18 protein-coding genes are annotated in these 16,146 nt (G+C 67.6%); 11 read left to right on the forward strand and 7 right to left on the reverse strand.

Annotated elements, in window-relative coordinates; all coding sequences use genetic code 11:
* Window positions 1-13 precede the first annotated feature (13 nt).
* Window positions 14-676 (forward strand): L-serine ammonia-lyase, iron-sulfur-dependent subunit beta, encoded by a 663-nt coding sequence (gene sdaAB, locus LXN00_RS03655; protein WP_234504914.1) that lies wholly within the window; start codon window positions 14-16, stop codon window positions 674-676.
* On the opposite strand, the gene LXN00_RS03660 is transcribed toward sdaAB, so the two are convergent.
* Complete coding sequence (locus LXN00_RS03660) at window positions 673-1,644, reverse strand: sensor histidine kinase (RefSeq protein ID WP_234504916.1); 972 nt, start codon at window positions 1,642-1,644, stop codon at window positions 673-675. The genes sdaAB and LXN00_RS03660 overlap by 4 nt on opposite strands.
* The gene (gene lepA / locus LXN00_RS03665) at window positions 1,634-3,457 is read right to left on the reverse strand and encodes a translation elongation factor 4 (RefSeq protein WP_234504920.1); all 1,824 of its coding nucleotides are present in this window, start codon (window positions 3,455-3,457) and stop codon (window positions 1,634-1,636) included. The genes LXN00_RS03660 and lepA overlap by 11 nt, the downstream gene beginning before the upstream one ends.
* A gap of 91 nt (window positions 3,458-3,548) precedes the next feature.
* Here lepA and gyrA point away from each other — a divergent pair, with 91 nt between their 5' ends.
* The 10 genes from gyrA (at window position 3,549) to LXN00_RS03715 (ending at window position 11,570) form a co-directional block, all read left to right on the forward strand.
* On the forward strand, window positions 3,549-5,966 hold the full coding sequence (gyrA, locus tag LXN00_RS03670) for a DNA gyrase subunit A (RefSeq protein WP_234504923.1): 2,418 nt from the start codon (window positions 3,549-3,551) through the stop codon (window positions 5,964-5,966).
* The gene (gene cutA, locus LXN00_RS03675) at window positions 5,967-6,278 is read left to right on the forward strand and encodes a divalent-cation tolerance protein CutA (RefSeq protein ID WP_234504925.1); all 312 of its coding nucleotides are present in this window, start codon (window positions 5,967-5,969) and stop codon (window positions 6,276-6,278) included.
* Between the two features lie 304 nt (window positions 6,279-6,582).
* A complete protein-coding gene (locus LXN00_RS03680) occupies window positions 6,583-7,191 on the forward strand; it encodes a helix-turn-helix domain-containing protein (protein WP_234504927.1) in 609 nt (202 codons plus the stop codon).
* A 57-nt stretch (window positions 7,192-7,248) separates the two neighbouring features.
* Window positions 7,249-7,896 carry a DUF502 domain-containing protein gene (locus LXN00_RS03685; protein WP_234504929.1) on the forward strand — a complete coding sequence of 216 codons (648 nt, stop codon included), beginning with the start codon at window positions 7,249-7,251 and terminating at the stop codon, window positions 7,894-7,896.
* 11 nt (window positions 7,897-7,907) lie between these two features.
* Window positions 7,908-8,267, forward strand: a complete 360-nt coding sequence (locus LXN00_RS03690; protein WP_234504932.1) for a hypothetical protein — start codon at window positions 7,908-7,910, stop codon at window positions 8,265-8,267.
* Window positions 8,264-8,947: a response regulator transcription factor gene (locus LXN00_RS03695; RefSeq protein ID WP_234504935.1), complete on the forward strand. Its 684-nt coding sequence runs from the start codon at window positions 8,264-8,266 to the stop codon at window positions 8,945-8,947. Before LXN00_RS03690 ends, LXN00_RS03695 begins: the two co-directional genes overlap by 4 nt.
* Before the next feature lie 6 nt (window positions 8,948-8,953).
* Window positions 8,954-10,219, forward strand: coding sequence for a sensor histidine kinase (locus tag LXN00_RS03700; protein WP_234504947.1), 1,266 nt, complete (start codon window positions 8,954-8,956; stop codon window positions 10,217-10,219).
* A gap of 10 nt (window positions 10,220-10,229) precedes the next feature.
* On the forward strand, window positions 10,230-10,646 hold the full coding sequence (gene sufU / locus LXN00_RS03705) for a Fe-S cluster assembly sulfur transfer protein SufU (RefSeq protein WP_234504950.1): 417 nt from the start codon (window positions 10,230-10,232) through the stop codon (window positions 10,644-10,646).
* Window positions 10,643-10,849 (forward strand): hypothetical protein, encoded by a 207-nt coding sequence (locus LXN00_RS03710; RefSeq protein WP_234504952.1) that lies wholly within the window; start codon window positions 10,643-10,645, stop codon window positions 10,847-10,849. The genes sufU and LXN00_RS03710 overlap by 4 nt, the downstream gene beginning before the upstream one ends.
* 10 nt (window positions 10,850-10,859) lie before the next feature.
* Window positions 10,860-11,570, forward strand: a complete 711-nt coding sequence (locus LXN00_RS03715) for an alpha/beta fold hydrolase (RefSeq protein ID WP_234504969.1) — start codon at window positions 10,860-10,862, stop codon at window positions 11,568-11,570.
* Here the strand turns inward: LXN00_RS03715 and LXN00_RS03720 are convergent.
* Genes LXN00_RS03720 through LXN00_RS03740 form a run of 5 tightly spaced genes read right to left on the reverse strand, consistent with a single transcriptional unit; the run spans window position 11,567 to window position 16,105 of the window.
* Window positions 11,567-12,535 (reverse strand): NAD(P)H-dependent glycerol-3-phosphate dehydrogenase, encoded by a 969-nt coding sequence (locus LXN00_RS03720; RefSeq protein ID WP_234504973.1) that lies wholly within the window; start codon window positions 12,533-12,535, stop codon window positions 11,567-11,569. The two genes, LXN00_RS03715 and LXN00_RS03720, sit on opposite strands and share 4 nt — an antisense overlap.
* Window positions 12,532-13,530 (reverse strand): hypothetical protein, encoded by a 999-nt coding sequence (locus LXN00_RS03725; RefSeq protein ID WP_234504976.1) that lies wholly within the window; start codon window positions 13,528-13,530, stop codon window positions 12,532-12,534. Before LXN00_RS03725 ends, LXN00_RS03720 begins: the two co-directional genes overlap by 4 nt.
* A 1-nt stretch (window position 13,531) precedes the next feature.
* A complete protein-coding gene (gene pyrE, locus LXN00_RS03730) occupies window positions 13,532-14,083 on the reverse strand; it encodes an orotate phosphoribosyltransferase (protein ID WP_234504978.1) in 552 nt (183 codons plus the stop codon).
* Window positions 14,084-14,088: 5 nt separating this feature from the next.
* Window positions 14,089-14,862 (reverse strand): orotidine-5'-phosphate decarboxylase, encoded by a 774-nt coding sequence (gene pyrF, locus LXN00_RS03735; protein ID WP_234504981.1) that lies wholly within the window; start codon window positions 14,860-14,862, stop codon window positions 14,089-14,091.
* 19 nt (window positions 14,863-14,881) lie between these two features.
* Window positions 14,882-16,105, reverse strand: coding sequence for a vWA domain-containing protein (locus LXN00_RS03740; protein ID WP_234504985.1), 1,224 nt, complete (start codon window positions 16,103-16,105; stop codon window positions 14,882-14,884).
* Between the last annotated feature and the right edge of the window lie 41 nt (window positions 16,106-16,146).

Raw genomic sequence — 16,146 nt, forward strand, 5'->3', positions numbered from 1 at the left:
TTATTCTACAGGCATGGGTCTATTGGACATGATCGGGCCGGTGATGGTGGGGCCTTCCTCTAGCCACACGGCGGGGGCCTGCCGCTTGGCCCTCCTTGCCCGCCACCTCCTCGGGGAGAAGCCCAAGCGGGTGGAGTTCGGCCTCCACGGCTCCTTCGCCAAGACCGGGAAGGGGCACGGGACCCACCTCGCGCTAGTGGCCGGGGTCTTGGGCTTGCGGCCAGACGACGAGCGGCTTAAGGAGAGCCTGGCCCTGGCGGAGGCGGAAGGGGTGGAGGTGGTCTTCAAGGAGGTGGAGCTTGGGGACGTCCACCCCAACACCGTGCGCATGGTCCTGGAAGGGGAGGGAGGGCGGCTTGTGGTGACGGGAAGCTCCCTGGGCGGGGGGCTCGTGCGCATCTTTGACCTGGACGGGTTTGAGGTGCGCATCACGGGGAGCGCCCCCACCCTGGTGATCCGCAACGTGGATACCCCGGGGGTGGTGGCCCGGGTGGCCCGCATCCTGGCGGACGACGAGGTGAACATCGCCCACCTCACCGTGAGCCGCAAAAAACGGGGAGGGGAGGCCATGATGAGCCTGGAGATGGACCGGCCCCTTTCGGAAAAGCCCTTGGAGTACCTGGCCTACCTCTCCTACATCCTCTGGGTGCGGCAGATCCCCCCGGTGATGGACTAGCCCTTGGGAAGCTCCAGGCGCAAGGAGGCGCCCCCTAAGGGGCTTGGGAAAGCGCTAAGCTTCCCCCCGTGGGCCTCCGCCACCTTCTTGGCCGTGTAGAGGCCAAGGCCGGCGCTTCCCCGCCTGCCTGGGCCTTGGCGGAAGGGCTGGGCCAGGGCCTCGAGGGGAAGGGGAAGCCCGGGGCCGTCGTCCTCCACCCATAGGGCCCCATCCTCCACCCGCACCCGCACCTCCTTCTTGGCGTGGCGGAGGGCGTTTTCCAAGAGGTTGGCGAGGGCCCGCTCCACGAGAAGCCTCTCCCCCCGCCCAAGCCCCGCCCCTTCCAGAAAGAGGCGGAGGCCCCGCCCCTTGGCCTCCTCCTGGTAGCGGAAGAGGAGGTCCTCCGCCAGGGCCCTCAGGTTGAGGGTTTCCACCTGGGGCGGGCGGGCCTCGAGGCGGGAGAGGGCGAGGAGGTTTTCCACGAGGCGGTAGGCGCGGGAAAGCTCCTCCTTAAGGTTTCTTAGGAGCGCAAGCCGCCTTTCCTTGCCAAGATCGTCCGCCTTCTCCAGGTATTCCAGGGCGCGGATGGCGGAGATCAAGGGCGTCTTCAGGTCGTGGGCCAAGGCGGCGTAGAAGGCCTCCCTAGCCTCCAAAAGCTCGGCGAGGCGCTCCAGGAGTTCCGTGAAGCGGGCGCGCAAAAGGGCAATCTCCCCCGGCGGGGGCTCTTTGGGGGCGGGAAGGCGAAGCCCCTTAAGCTCCCCCTTGAGGGAGAGGTAGGCCAGGGCCCGGGTGAGCTCCTCCAGAGGCCGCAAAAGCCCTTGCGCCAAGAAGTAGCCCACCCCCGCCGAAACCAAGGCCAAAAAGGCGAGCCAAAGCAAGAGGGGAAGCCATGGACCCTCCCCCAGGAGGCCCAGGGTGAGGGCCAGGACCAGGTTGGGCAAGAAGGCCAGGAGGCCGATGACCAGGGCTAGCCTAGCCCTAAGGCTCATCCCTTCCCGCCGAAAGCACCGCCAGGAAGGCTTCCTGCGGCACCTCCACCTTGCCGATGGCCTTGAGCCGCTTCTTCCCCTCCTTTTGCTTTTCCAAGAGCTTCTTCTTCCGGGTCACGTCCCCGCCGTAGCACTTGGCCAAAACGTCCTTTCTGAGGGCCTTCACCGTGGCCCGGGCGATGATCTTGCCCCCGATGGCCGCCTGGATGGGCACCTCAAAGAGCTGCCTGGGGATCACCTCGGCCAGCTTGTCCACGATGGCCCGGGCCAGGCTGTAGGCCTTTTCCCGGTGGGCGATGAAGGTGAGGGCGTCCACCACCTCCCCGTGGACCAGCACGTTCACCTTCACCAGGTCCCCCGGCTGGTAGCCCGCCTGCTCGTAGTCCATGGAGGCGTAGCCCCGGGAGAGGCTTTTCAGGCGGTCGTGGAAATCGTAGAGGATCTCGGCGAAGGGGGCCTCGTAGACGAGCTCCACCCGCTTCTGGGCCCCGGGCAGGTAGTTCATGCTCAGGAGGCGTCCCCGCTTTTCCTGCACGAGCTGCATGATGCTCCCCACGTATTCCTCCGGGGTAAAGATGGTGAGCTTCACGTAAGGCTCGAGGATCTCCTCTATCTTGGTGGGGTCGGGAAGGTCGGCGGGGTTGTGGATCTCCACTTCCTCCCCGCTTTTGAGCCGCACCTTGTAGACCACGCTGGGGGCGGTGGCGATGAGTTCTAGGCCGAACTCCCGCTCAAGCCGCTCTTGAACGATCTCGGCGTGGAGGAGGCCCAAGAAGCCGCAGCGGAAGCCAAAGCCCAAGGCGGTGGAGGTTTCCGGCTCAAAGGAGAGGGCGGCATCGTTGAGCTTAAGCTTCTCCAGGGCGTCCCTTAGCTTGTTGTAGTCCCCGGAGTCCACCGGGTAAAGCCCGGCGAAGACCACGGGCTTGGCGGGGCGGAACCCGGGGTAGGGGGCGGGGGTGGGGTGGTGGGCCAGGGTGATGGTGTCCCCCACCTGGACGTCGTGGATGTCCCGGATGGCGGCGGTGAGCCAGCCCACCTCCCCCACGGAGAGGCTTTCCGTGGGCACGAGGCCTTGCGGGGTGAAGACCCCCACCTTGTCCACGGTGAACTCCTTCCCCGTGGAGAAGATGCGGATCCTGTCCCCGGGGCGCACCGTACCCTCAAAGATGCGCAGGTAGGGGATGACGCCCTGGTAGGCATCGTAGAGGGAGTCAAAGATGAGGGCCTTGAGGGGGGCTTCGGGGTCCCCTTGGGGCGGGGGGATGCGCTTCACGATGGCCTCGAGGATCTCCTCCACCCCTTCCCCCGTCTTGCCCGAGGCGAAGATGGCCTCGTCGGCGGGGATGCCCAGGACCTCCTCCACCTCGAGGGCCACCTCCAGGGGCCGGGCGTTGGGCAGGTCAATCTTGTTAATGACCGGGATGATCACGTGGTTGTGCTCTAGGGCCAGGTAGAAGTTGGCGATGGTCTGGGCCTCCACCCCCTGGCTTGCGTCCACCACCAAGAGCACCCCTTCCACCGCCGCCAGGGCCCGGGACACCTCGTAGGTGAAGTCCACGTGCCCCGGGGTGTCAATGAGGTGGAAGACGTAGGTCTGGCCGTCCTTGGCCTGGTAGTTGACCCGCACCGCACTGGCCTTGATGGTGATGCCCCGCTCCCTTTCTAGCTCTAGGGAGTCCAGAAACTGTTCCCGCATCTCCCGCTCGCTCACGGCGTGGGTCATCTGCAGGATGCGGTCGGCTAAGGTGGACTTCCCGTGGTCCACGTGGGCGATGATGGAGAAGTTGCGGATGCGGCTTACCATCCTTTCCATCGTCCGGGGTAGCGGGGGCGAAGTCAAGCCAGGCGTAAAACCCCAAGTCCTGGTAAGATGAAACTTGGCGTCTGCACGCCTTAGGAGCGCTATGTCCCAGGTCCTGCCTGTAGAAATCACCGAGGAGCTCAAGCAAAGCTTCATCAACTACGCCATGTCCGTGATCGTGGACCGGGCCCTGCCCGACGTGCGGGACGGGCTTAAGCCGGTCCAGCGGCGCATCCTCTTCGGCGCCTACCAGGAAGGGGTCTTGCCCACGCGCAAGCACGTGAAAAGCGCCAAAATCGTGGGCGAGGTCATGGGCAAGTACCACCCCCACGGGGACGCCGCCATCTACGAGGCCTTGGTGCGCCTGGCCCAGCCCTGGAACCTGCGCTACCCCCTCATGGACGGCCAGGGCAACTTCGGCTCCATAGACGGGGACCCTCCGGCCGCCCAGCGCTACACCGAGGCCCGACTTTCCCACCTTGGGGCGGAGATGCTCGCCGAGATTGACAAGGAAACGGTGGACTTCCGCCCCAACTACGACGGCTCCCTCAAGGAGCCCGAGGTCCTGCCCGCCGCCATCCCCAACCTCCTGGTGAACGGGGCGAGCGGCATCGCCGTGGGCATGGCCACAAGCCTCCCGCCCCACAACCTTTCCGAGGTGGTGGACGCCCTGGTGGCCATGATTGACAACCCGGGGATCACCCTCGAGGAGGTAATGCGCTATATCCCTGGCCCCGACTTCCCCACAGGGGGAAAACTTTCCAAGAAGGGGATCAAGGAGGCCTATGCCACCGGCCGGGGAAGCCTAAAAGTCCGGGCCAAGGTACGGGTGGAGGAGAAGGGGCAAAGGCCCATGCTGGTGGTCACGGAAATCCCCTACCAGGTGAACAAGGCGAGCCTCATCGCCCAGATCGCCGCCCTGGTCAAGGCCAAGAAACTGGAGGACATCGTGGCCCTCCGGGATGAGTCCGACCGCCAGGGCCTGAGGATCGCCATTGAGCTCAAGCGGGGGGCGAACCCCCAGGTGGTCCTCAACCAACTCTACAAACACACTGCCCTGCAGACCTCCTTCACGGTGAACCTCCTCGCCATCGTCCAGGGGGAGCCCAAGGTCCTCTCCCTCCTGGACCTCATGCGCCACTACCTGGACCACCGCAAGGAGGTCCTGAGGCGGAAAAGCCTCTTTGACCTGAAGAAGGCGGAGGAGCGGGCCCACGTCCTGGAGGGGCTCCTCATTGCCCTGGACCACATTGACGAGGTCATCGCCCTCATCCGGGCCTCGGAGGACGCCCAAAAGGCCCGCGCCGCCCTCATGGAGCGCTTCGGCCTCACCGAGGTCCAGGCCCAGGCCATCCTGGACATGCGCCTCCAGCGCCTGGTGGCCCTGGAAAGGGAAAAGCTCCTGGAGGAGTACCGGGGGCTCATGGAGGAGATCGCCCGGCTTAGGGCCATCCTCGAGGACGAAACCCGGCTTTGGGGCGAGGTGAAACAGGACCTCCTCCGCATCAAAGAGAAGTACGGGGACGCCCGCCGCACCCTCATCACCGAGTTTGAGGAGAGCTTCAACCCCGAGGACCTCATTGAGGACGAGCCCATGGTCATCACCCTCACCGCCCAGGGCTTCCTCAAGCGCCTCCCCTTGGAGGCCTACCGGGCCCAGGGGCGGGGCGGCAAGGGCCTTTTGGCGGGCAAGACCAAGGAGGAGGACGAGGCCACCCAGGTCTTCGTGGCCGGGGCCCACGACGACCTCCTCCTCTTCACCAACCGGGGCCGCGTCTACCGCCTCAAGGTCTACGACCTGCCCGAGCTGGGGCGCCAGGCCCGGGGGGTGCACGTGAAAACCCTCCTGCCCCTGGCGGAAGAGGAGGAGGTGGCCGCCCTCCTTTCCGTGCGGGGCCTGGACGGGGAGGGCTTCTTGGTCTTCGCCACGGAGCGGGGGCTGGTGAAGCGCACCGCCCTAAGGGAGTACCAGAACCTGGGCTCGGCGGGCCTCATCGCCCTAAGGCTCCAGGAAGGGGACCGGCTCATCGGCGTGGCCCTCTCCGACCCCGAGGACGAGGCCATCCTGGCCACGGAGGCGGGCCAGGCCATCCGCTTCCCCCTAGAGGAGGTGCGGGCCACGGGCCGGGACAGCCAAGGCGTCACGGGCATCCGCTTTAAGAAGCCCGGGGACCGGGTGGTTTCCCTGGTGACGGTGAAGCCCGGCGAGATGGTGGACCTCCTGGCGGTGAGCACCCGGGGCTATGGCAAGCGCACGCCCCTTTCCGAGTACCCGCTGCAGGGCCGGGGCGGGGTGGGGGTCATCACCTACGGGGTGAGCGTGCGCACCGGGCGGCTTGCCGCTCTCCTCAAGGTGCGGGGCACGGAGGACCTCCTGGTCCTCTCCAAGAAGGGCCTGGCCATCCGCACCCCGGTGAAGGAGATCCCCCAGTACTCCCGCCCCACCGCCGGGGTCAAGGTGATGAACCTGCCCGAGGACGACGAGGTGGCGAGCGCCTTCGCCGTGGAGGAGGAGAAGTAGATGGAAGAGGTGGTCCTCATCACCGTGCCCACGGAGGAGGTGGCGAAGATCCTGGCCCGCACCCTGGTGGAGGAGCGCTTGGCCGCCTGCGTGAACATCGTCCCCGGCCTCACCTCCGTCTACCGCTGGCAGGGGGAGGTGGTGGAGGACCGGGAGCTCCTCCTTATCGTCAAGACCACCACCTTCGCCTTCCCCAAGCTCAAGGAAAGGGTGCTCTCCCTCCACCCCTACACGGTGCCCGAGATCATCGCCCTGCCCATCGCCGAAGGGCACGGGCCCTACCTGGCGTGGCTTAGGGAGAACACGGGATGACCCCCGGCACGCTTTCCTTCCCACGAGGCCTTTGAAGGGGCGGGTGCGCTGTCCACCCTGAGGGTTGCAGGCGCCTCAAGCCTTTGGCCGCCCCGTAGACCTTGGGGATAGGGAGGGCCTTGCGCCCTGAGGCTTCCCCTAAACGCCCCTCCGGACGAGCGGCAGGGGGGCGGGGGCGCCACGGACCGCCCTTTGCCCATAACCCGCAAGCGCTCCCTGGGCCCCCGGTGGTCCAGGGGATTTTTGCAACCCTAAGGTTTACAAAATCCCTGGGGCGTGCTAGCCTGGGGCTAAGGAGGCAGCCATGACCCAGACCCGCGAAACCCTCAGCTTCAAGCCCGGGGAGGTCATCCTCTACCCCGGGGTGCCGGGACCCAGGGACCGGGTCTACCGGGTCCTCGAGGGCCTGGTGCGCCTGGAGGCGGTGGACGAGGAGGGCAACGCCCTCACCCTGCGCCTGGTGCGCCCGGGGGGATACTTCGGGGAAGAGGCCCTCTCCGGCACCGAGCGCACCTACTTCGCCGAGGCGGTCACCGAGGTGGCGGTGGAGGCCCTGTCCAAGGAACCCCGGCCCGAGGAGCTTTTGGACCTGGTGGCCCATCTCGCCCAGGCCCTTTCCGAGTCCTACCGCCGCATTGAGCGCCTGGCCACGCAAAGGCTTAAAAACCGCATGGCGGCGGCCCTTCTGGAGCTCGCCGAAACCCCCTTGGCCCGGGAAGAGGAGGAGGGATTGGTCCTACGGGCCACCCACGACGAGCTGGCCGCCGCTGTGGGAAGCGTCCGGGAGACGGTGACCAAGGTCATCGGCGAGTTGGCCCGGGAAGGGTACATCCGCTCGGGCTACGGCAAGATCATCCTGAAGGACGTGAAGGGCCTAAAGGAGCTCGCCCAAAGCCGGGGAGAGGGCCGCTAAACCCGAAGGCCCCTGGGGCCCCCAAGCCCAGGGGGCCTTTTTCGTAAACTGGTAGCCATGCGCCTCCGCCAACGTTTTCTCACGGGCCTCGTCACCCTCTTGCCCCTCCTCGTCACCCTGTACTTCCTGGGCTGGGTCTACACCTACTCGGGGGGCTACATCCAAGGGTTTCTCCGCCTCCTGGACCTGGAGGTGCCCCGGGCGTACCAGCCGGCGCTCCCCTTCGTGGGCCTCTTCCTGGCCGCCCTCCTCATCTACCTGGTGGGCACCCTGGCGGAAAACTACCTAGGCCGGCGCCTCATCGTTTCCCTGGAGCGCTCCCTCCTCCTCATCCCTCTGGTGCGGGACATCTACAAGGCGGTGCAGCAGATCGCCCACACCCTCTTCGGGCAGAAGGAGGTGAAGTTCAGCCGGGCGGCGGTCATAGAGTACCCCAGGCGGGGGCTATACACCCTATGCTTCGTGGTCCAGCCCGTGGGAAGCCGCCTGCCCCCCTTGCCCGAGGGGTACACCGCCGTCCTCGTGCCCACCAGCCCCGTGCCCGCCAGCGGCATGGTGATCCTGGTGCCCACGGAGGAGGTGATCCCCTTGGAGATCAGCGTGGAGGACGCCCTGAAGTACGTGGTTTCCGCCGGCTTCCTCCTGCCCGAGAAACCTTCAGGCCCCTTAACCTCCCTCCCACAAAGGGCGGAGCCCTCTCCCTAAAATGGAGGAAGATGCGCCTTTGGGCTTGGCTTCTCCTCCTCGGCGCGGCCCTGGCCGCTCTTCCCCCCCTTTTTGGCCCCGCCCTGCCCCCGGGGACGGAGCTTAGGCTTCTTTCCCAGGACCTGCGCACCCTCCACGGGGCCTGGCGGGTGGAGGGGAAGCGCCTCCTCCCCCTTTCTTCCCCCGTGCCCCCTAAGCCCGGGCAGGAGGTGCAGCTCCTCCTCGTCCTTCCCGGGGAAAAGCCTAGGGCCTTCCCCGGCGTGGCGGAGCGGGGGGATGTCCTCCTCGTTTGGGAAAGGGAGCGGGTGAGCCTTCTCAGGCTTCTCAAGGAGGCCTATGGCCTCACCCCCCCGGAAAGGCTTTGGCCATGAAGCGCATCCTGGTCATTGAGGACGACCCCGAGGTGGCCCGGTTGGTGGAGCTGGAGCTCAAAGAAGCGGGCTTCCAGGTGGAGTGGGCCAAAAGCGGCATGGAGGGCCTGGTGCGCCACCGGGAGAGGAAGCCTGACCTGGTGGTCTTGGACCTGGGCCTTCCCGACCTGGACGGGGCGGAGGTGGCCCGGCGCATCCGGGCCACGGACGACACCCCCATCCTGGTCCTCACCGCCCAGGACGCCGTGGAGCGCAAGGTGGGCCTCCTTTCCGAGGGAGCGGACGACTACCTGGTGAAGCCCTTCCACCCCGCCGAGCTCCTCGCCCGCATCCAGGTGCAGCTCCGCCACAAGGGGGGAAGCGAGGTCCTCGCCGTGGGCCGGCTTGAGCTTTACCCCAAGCGCCGCCAGGTCTTCTTTGGGGAGGCCGAGGTGCGGCTATCCCCCAAGGAGTTTGACCTCCTCCACCTCCTCATGAGCCGCCCCGGGAGGGTCTTTCCCCGGGAGGAGATTGAGGAGAGGATCTGGGGCCGTCCCTTGGGCCGGGAGTCCAACGTTCTGGACGTGCACGTGGCCAACCTGCGGGCCAAGCTCCGGGAGGTAGGGGCCTACGGGTACCTGCGCACGGTGCGGGGCCTCGGCTACGCCGTGCGCCCGGGCAAAGGGGACGAGGAAACCTAGACCCCCATGCCGCCCCTTTCCTTCCGCCTGCGCCTTTTCCTCTCCTTTAGCCTCCTATGGCTCCTCTTCCTGGTGGGGGCCCTCTACCTGGCGGGCCGGGGGGTGGAGCGGGCCCTGAGGGGCCACCTGGAAAGGAGCCTCCTCGAGGACGCAAGGAGGGCGGCAGAGGCCTACCAGAAGGGCCTTTCGGGAAGCTTGATCGCCACGGGGGGCGTGTACCTCCACCTCTATACGGAAGACGGGGAACCCCTCCTCCTCACCCGGCGGGAACACCGCCTGGGGCCGGAGGCGCTCCGGGGTGCGGGGGAAGCCCCCCGGGTTGCCTTCCGGGAAGGCTTCGCCGCCGCCTGGGTGCGCACCCCCTTGGGCATCCTGGCCCTCACCCAGGACACGGCCCCCATTGACCTGGCCCTGGCGGCCCTCAGGCGCTCGCTTTTGGAAGCCTTCTTCTTCCTTTTCCCCCTGGGGGTGGGGCTCGTCTACCTGACGGCCCGCTTGGCAGCCCGGCCCCTGGAGGAGGCGGCCCGGGAGATCGCCCAAAGGAACCCCGAGCGCCTGGAGCCCATCCCCCTCCACCTCCCCAAGGACGAGGTGGGCCGCATGGTGGAGGCGGTGAACGGCCTCCTGGCCGCCCTAAAGGAGGCCAAGGAGCGAGAGAGGGCCTTCCTCGCCGAGGCGAGCCACGAACTCAGAACCCCCCTCACCGTCCTCCTGGGCCACCTGGACCGCCTTTCCCGAAACCCCCAGGACGAGGAGGCCCTAAGGACGGCGAGGGCCACGGCGGAAAGGATGCGCCGCCTGGTGGAGGACCTCCTGGCCTTGGCGAGGGGGGAGGCGGGGTGGAATCTCAACCTCCACATCGTGGACCTAAAAGCCCTGGCCAAGGAGGCGGCGGAGGAGCACGGGGTGGCCTTCCAGGGCGAGGCGGCCGAGGTCCTCGGGGACCCCGACCGCCTCCTGCAGATGCTCAGGAACCTCCTCGCCAACGGGGTGCGGGCCGCCGGGAAGGAGGGGGTGAGGGTGCGCCTGCGGCGGGACGGGGGCCTGGCCCTTTTGGAGGTGGAGGACTCCGGGCCCGGCATCCCCGAAGACCTCCTTCCTAGGCTCTTCCAGCGTTTCGCCCGGGGGCCTGGGGGAGGGGTGGGGTTGGGCCTCGCCATTGCCCAGGCCATCGCCAGGGCCCACGGGGGGGAGATCGCCGTGGAAAGCCGGCCTGGACGCACGGTCTTCCGGGTGCGCCTCCCCCTTTTGGAGGAGGGAGGGGCGGAGTAAAGTAGGGTCAATGAGCGTTCTTGACGAGCTCTACCGGGAGACCATCCTGAAGCACTACCAGAACCCCAAGAACTTCGGGGTCCTGCCCCAGGCCAGCAAGCGGGCAGGGGGGATGAACCCCTCCTGCGGGGACCAGGTGGAGGTGATGGTCCTCCTGGAAGGGGACACCATCGCCGACATTCGCTTCCAGGGCCAGGGGTGCGCCATCAGCACCGCCAGCGCCTCCATGATGACGGAGGCGGTAAAGGGGAAAAGGGTGGCGGAGGCCTTGGAGCTTTCCCGGAAGTTCCAGGCCATGGTGGTGGAGGGGGCGCCCCCCGACCCCGCCCTGGGGGATCTTTTGGCCCTCCAGGGGGTGGCCAAGCTCCCCGCCCGGGTAAAGTGCGCCACCCTGGCCTGGCACGCCCTCGAGGAGGCCTTGCGGTGAGGCGCTACCCCGCCCACAAGGTGACGCCCCTTCTCCTCCAGCACCCCGACCTCATGGAGGCCTGGAAGGAGGCCGCCCGGGAAGGGAGGCTTCGGGCGGAAACCCGGGGCAAGGAGAACCTCGTGGTGGTGGAGGACCCCGCCCTGGTGGCCCGGCTCAAGGCCTTGGGGCTAGAGGGGGAGCCCGTGGAGGCTTCGGGATAAGCTAAGGGCCATGAGGGGCTTGGTTTTCCTCCATGCCTTCCCCTACAACCCCCAGATGTGGGAAGGGGAGGTGGCCCACTTCCGGGGACGGCTTCCCGTCCTCGCCCCCCATTACCTGGGCCTAAGCCTCCCCCAGGCAGCGGAGAAGGTCCTTAAGGAGATGGACGAGGCGGGGCTAGAGGAGGCGGTCTTCGTGGGGCTTTCCATGGGGGGCTACCTCATCTTTGAGCTTTGGCGGAAGGCCCCCGAGCGCTTTCTAGGCTTGGTCCTGGCGGACACCCGCTCCGGGCCCGACACCGAGGAGGCCAAAAAGAACCGCTACGCCTTGAGGGAAAGGGTCCTCAAAGAGGGGGTGGGCTTTTTGCCCGAGGCCCTCCTCCCAAGCCACCTGGGCCGCACCACCCAGGCGGAGCGGCCCGAGGTGGTGGCCAAGGCCAGGGAGCTCATCCTCCAGGCCGCCCCTGAGGCGGTGGCGGAAAGCCTAAGGGCCTTGGCCGAGCGCCCCGACGCCACGCCCCTCCTCCCCGGGATGCGCCGCCCCGCCTTGGTCCTGGTGGGGGAGGAGGATACGCTCACCCCCCCGGAGGAGGCCAAGCGCCTGGCCAAGGCCCTCCCCGATGCCCGGGCCCTCATCCTGCCCGAGGCGGGGCATCTGGCCAACCTGGAAAACCCCAAGGCCTTCCGCACCGCCCTCTTGGGCTTCTTGGCGGAAATCTTCTAGCCTTCCGCCTTGGGCTCCCGGGACATGAGCTCGGAAAGGGCCTTCAGGGGGTCTAGCCCCTCGTAGGCCACCCGGTAGACCGCCTCGGCGATGGGGAGCTCCACCCCCGCCTCCCGGCGCCAGGCCATGAGGGCCTGCACCGCATAGAGCCCCTCCACCACCCCCCGGTCCTCGAGGCGCTCCAGGGCCTCCCCCCGCACCAGCCTCTCCCCTGCCCCCCGGTTGCGGGAGTGGAGGCTATAGGCGGTGGCGAGGAGGTCCCCCAGGCCCGCAAGCCCGTAAAAGGTGGCCTCCTCCCCCCCCTGGGCGGTGCCGAAGCGCACCATCTCCCTGAGGCCCCGGGTGAGGAGGGCCGCCTTGGCGTTGTCCCCAAGCCTTAACCCGTCCACCATCCCCGCCGCCAGGGCGAGCACGTTCTTGAGCCCGCCGCCAAGCTCCACCCCCCGGAGGTCGGAGCTCGTGTAGATGCGGAAGGTGGGGCTATGGAAGACCTCCTGCGCCCGCCGGGCCAGGGCCTCGGGCCCCGCCACCACGCTGGCCGTGGGCAGGAAGCGGGCCACCTCCTCCGCGTGGTTGGGCCCGGAGAGGGCGGCCACGGGCCGGCCCGTGAGGGCGGCCACCACCTGGCTTGGGGTGAGGAGCGCCCCTTCCCGGAAGAAAAGCCCCTTGGTGGCGGAGAGGTACCAGGGGGCCCGGGGCAGGTCCTTTAGGGTGTCCAGGGCCTTGGAGGGAAGGGCCACCACGGCGAACTCCGCCCCCGAGAGGGCCTCCTCCGGGTCGTGGGTGGGGTGGAGGTAGGCGGGAAGGGCCACCCCGGGGAGGTGGTCCTTGTTCTCCCTCCCTGCCCGAAGGGCCTCGGCATGCTCCTTTCTGCGGGCGAGGAGGGCCGTGGGGATGCCCTTGCTGGCCAGGAGAACCCCCAAAGCCGTGCCCCAGGCCCCAGCGCCCAGGATGGCCACCTTCATAGGAGAACGCTCACCTCCCAGGCCTCGTACCAGGCGGCGAGGAGGAGGAACCAGGCCCCCAAGTAGAGGCTCAAGAAAAGCCCCCTAAGCCCCCGCCGGTACCCCTCCCCCCGGGCGGTCTTGGCGAGGAGGTAGAGGCCGCCGAAGGTCACCAGGATGTAGGCCTGGAGCTCCAGCAGGAGGGTGAGCAGGTGGGGGAGGAAGGCAGGGCCAAGCACGGCGGGGGAGAGGGCGAAGCCGAAGGCGAAGTAGCGGAGGACGTTGAGGAGCAACACGGGCAGGCCCAGGAAGAGGGCGGGGAGGAGCCCCGTGAGGAGGAGGCCCTGGGTGAAGTTCCAGTGGAAGATGACCCCGGCAAGGACCAGAACCCCCTTCCCCAGGGCCTCCTCTAGCCCGATGGTCTCGAGGGCCCCCCCGAAGAGCACCTGCACCGCCCGGGCGAGCTCGGGCATCCCGTAGGCGAGGAGGCTTCCCAGGGCGAAAAGCCCGTAGAGGAGGAGGTTGGTGAAGAGGTAAAGCCCCTTCTGCGCCCGGAGGAGGGCCAAGGCCTCCAAGAACCAGGCGCGGAAGGGGGAGGGTTGCAGGAGGAGGAAGCCCCAGAAGAGGCTCAGGAGCAAAAACCCCCACCCCGCCACGGGGGTGAGGAGGTAGGCGGGAAGGGCAAGCCCTTCCGGGCGGAAGTAGATCCGCCGCACCTCATCCCCCTCCAAGACCACCACCACCTCCCCCACCTCCTCCCCCAAGGCGGCGGGGAAGAGGACCCGGTTGCCCTCCACCTTCGGGCTTTCCCGGTTCACGGAAAGCCCTTTGGGGGGCGGGGGGAAGAGGGCGTAGCGCTCCAAAAGCCTCGGCGCCTCTTCGGGAGGGGCGCGGAGGACCTCTTCTAGCCTCGGGGAAAGCTTCCCCTCAAGCCAGTCGGCCAACGCTTTTTGGGCCACCTCCGTCTTGGCCCAGGCCAGGGAAAGGAGGAGTCCAAGAGCCAAAAGGCGGACCAACCTAGACCTCCTCTAGGGGAACGCCCTCCCGGCACAGGGGGCAGGCCTCGGGGGGGTACTGGGGCACCTCGAGGCGGACCAGGGCGCGGAAGGGGACGCCAAAGGCCGCCTGGCCGCCGCTTCGGTCCACGATGGCTCCCACCCCCACGCACACCGCCCCCCGGGCCTCCGCCGCCCGGATGGCCTTCCGCACGCTCTCCCCCGTGGTCACCACGTCCTCCACCGCCAGGAAGCGCTCCCCAGGGTTCAGGGTAAGCCCCTTGCGGATGGTCATACCCCCTTGGCCGTCCTTCTCGGCGAAAAGGGCCCGGGCCCCCAAGGCCCGCGCCACCACGAAGGAGAGGATCACCCCACCGATGGCCGGGCCGATGACGAAGTCCACCTTCTCGTCCTCAAAGAGCCGGCCCAAGGCCTCCCCCACCGCTTCGGCGTAGAGGGGGTGCTGGAGGAGGGCCGCCGACTGCAGGAACCGAGGGGAGTGTACCCCTGAGCGCAGGAGGAAGTGCCCTTCCAGAAGGGCCCCTGTCCTCCGGTAAAGGTCCAGGACGTCCATCCCCCCTACTCTACCAAAGCGGAAAGGAGCTCCTTGGCCGCCTCCTTGGCTCCTTCCAGGTCTGGCCTCCCCCCGGGATAAAAGAGGGCCCGGCTTGCGGCGAGGAGGAGGCCCTTCCCCTTTAGGGGCCTTCCCCCTTGGACCCCCACCCCGGGGAGGAGCAAGGGGGCGGAAGGGGCCACTTCCCGCACCGCCCGCACGGCCTCGGGATAGGTGGCCCCCACCACCATCCCCACGCGGCTCCAAGGGCCTTCCCGCAGGGCCTCCCCTTCCCGGGCCAAAGCCTCCGCCAGGTGGAGGTAAAGGGGCTTTCCCTCCACGGGAAGGTCCTGGAGGAAGCCCGAGCCTGGGTTGGAGGTCTTCACCAGGACGAACACCGCACCGCCGCTTTGTTTAGCTTCCCGGAAAAAGGGGGTGAGGGCGTCCAGGCCCAGGTAGGGGTTTACGGTGAGGGCGCTACCGGGAAAGCGGCCCAGGTACGCCTCCGCATAGGCCTCCGCCGTGGAGCCGATATCCCCCCGCTTCCCGTCAAAGAGGACGGGCAGGCCCATGACCCGGGCGGCGCTGGCCAGCTCAAAGAGGAGCGCCATCCCCTCAGGGCCCAAGGCCTCAAAGAAGGCCAGCTGGAACTTCACCGCGGCAAGGCTTTCCGCCAGGGCCTCAAAGAGCTCCAGGGCGTAGCGCCGCAGGTGGACAAGGGGCTTGGGCCCGTGAAGGTTTGGCCTGGGGTCCACGCCCAGGACCAAGGGAGGGCGCTCTAAGGCCGAGAGGAAGTCCACGCCCCTCAATATACAGGCCTTAGTTTGCCCGCACCTTTTTGTTCAGGAAGTCCAGGAGCAGGTATTTGCCGATGTTTCTGGGGCTTGTGAGGTAGGCCTTGCCCCGGGTGATCTGGGAAAGCTTTTTCACGAAGGCGAGAAGCTCGGGCTCCCGGGCCAGCATGAAGGTGTGGATGGGGATGCCTTCCCGCCGGGCCAGGGTGGCCTCCTTGAGGGTTTCCGCCAGGATCAGGGGGTCCAGGCCCCAGGCGTTTTTGTAGATCTCCCCGCTGGGGAGGGTGAGGGCTGAGGGCTTGCCGTCGGTGATGAGGATGATTTGCTTCATCTCCCCGCCCATCTTCCGGAGGAGGGTGCGGGCGAGCTCTAGCCCCGCCTTGGTGTTGGTGTGGTAGGGGCCCACCTGGGCCAGGGGGAGCTTGGCCAGGGGGATTTCTTCGGCGGTGTCGTGGAAGAGGACGAAGCGCACCCGGTCCCCGGGGTACTGGGTGCGGATGAGGTGGGCCAGGGCCAGGGCCACCTTCTTGGCGGGGGTGAAGCGGTCCTCGCCGTAGAGGATCATGGAGTGGGAGCAGTCCAGGAGGACCACGGTGCTCATGCTGGCGGTGTACTCTGCCAGGTCTATCACCAGGTCCTCGTGGCTCAGGGCTTCTAGTCCCTTAGCGGCCACTTTCTTCAGGGTTTCCGGGACGTTGAGCTCCAGGGGGTCGCCCCAGGCCCAGGGCTTGGTTTCCCCGGTCTTTTCCACCCCGGGGGCGTGGTGGGGGGTGGGGTGGAGGCCTGGGGGGTTGCGGCCCAGGGCCCCGAGGAGTTCCCGGAGGCTTTTGAGCCCCAGGAAGTCCGAGGCCTTTTCCGTGAGCTCCAGGCGGGTTTCCCCTGCTTCCCCCAAATGGCCTCCCTGGGCGGGGTTGGTGGGGTCCTGGCTGGGTAGGCGGAGGTAGCCCGCTTCCTGGAGGCGCTGGATCATCCTTTGGATGGCCTGGTAAAGCCGGGTTTCCTCCTTGCGGTTTGCGAAGCGGGCCTCCCTTAGCCAGTCCTCGGGGACGAGCTCGTTTTTGAGGAGGGCCTCGAGGAGGGCATCGTAAAGGTCCTCCAGGGTGGGCTTCCGGTTCGGGTCGGGGTCGTAGCGCTGGAAGGGGTCGGAGAAGCCCGAGTCCAGGAGGAAGTCTTCCAGGAGGCCCAGGATCTCCTCGGGGGAGAGCTCGTCCAGGCTCCCCTCGTAGCGGCTATACCGGATGGCCTTCATCTAGCCTCCTCCCCGTGGGCTGGTGGGGTTTCGGCTCCTCC

This window comes from Thermus brockianus (assembly GCF_021462505.1).
GTDB lineage: Bacteria > Deinococcota > Deinococci > Deinococcales > Thermaceae > Thermus > Thermus hydrothermalis.

Coding starts and splice junctions, on each gene's coding strand:
- LXN00_RS03720 (WP_234504973.1), bottom strand. CDS start 12,535: ATGAAGGTGGCCATCCTGGGCGCTGGGGCCTGGGGCACGGCTTTGGGG.
- sufU (WP_234504950.1), top strand. CDS start 10,230: ATGAGCGTTCTTGACGAGCTCTACCGGGAGACCATCCTGAAGCACTAC.
- LXN00_RS03680 (WP_234504927.1), top strand. CDS start 6,583: ATGACCCAGACCCGCGAAACCCTCAGCTTCAAGCCCGGGGAGGTCATC.
- LXN00_RS03695 (WP_234504935.1), top strand. CDS start 8,264: ATGAAGCGCATCCTGGTCATTGAGGACGACCCCGAGGTGGCCCGGTTG.
- cutA (WP_234504925.1), top strand. CDS start 5,967: ATGGAAGAGGTGGTCCTCATCACCGTGCCCACGGAGGAGGTGGCGAAG.
- LXN00_RS03690 (WP_234504932.1), top strand. CDS start 7,908: ATGCGCCTTTGGGCTTGGCTTCTCCTCCTCGGCGCGGCCCTGGCCGCT.
- sdaAB (WP_234504914.1), top strand. CDS start 14: ATGGGTCTATTGGACATGATCGGGCCGGTGATGGTGGGGCCTTCCTCT.
- gyrA (WP_234504923.1), top strand. CDS start 3,549: ATGTCCCAGGTCCTGCCTGTAGAAATCACCGAGGAGCTCAAGCAAAGC.
- pyrE (WP_234504978.1), bottom strand. CDS start 14,083: ATGGACGTCCTGGACCTTTACCGGAGGACAGGGGCCCTTCTGGAAGGG.
- LXN00_RS03700 (WP_234504947.1), top strand. CDS start 8,954: ATGCCGCCCCTTTCCTTCCGCCTGCGCCTTTTCCTCTCCTTTAGCCTC.
- LXN00_RS03740 (WP_234504985.1), bottom strand. CDS start 16,105: ATGAAGGCCATCCGGTATAGCCGCTACGAGGGGAGCCTGGACGAGCTC.
- LXN00_RS03660 (WP_234504916.1), bottom strand. CDS start 1,644: ATGAGCCTTAGGGCTAGGCTAGCCCTGGTCATCGGCCTCCTGGCCTTC.
- LXN00_RS03685 (WP_234504929.1), top strand. CDS start 7,249: ATGCGCCTCCGCCAACGTTTTCTCACGGGCCTCGTCACCCTCTTGCCC.
- lepA (WP_234504920.1), bottom strand. CDS start 3,457: ATGGAAAGGATGGTAAGCCGCATCCGCAACTTCTCCATCATCGCCCAC.
- LXN00_RS03715 (WP_234504969.1), top strand. CDS start 10,860: ATGAGGGGCTTGGTTTTCCTCCATGCCTTCCCCTACAACCCCCAGATG.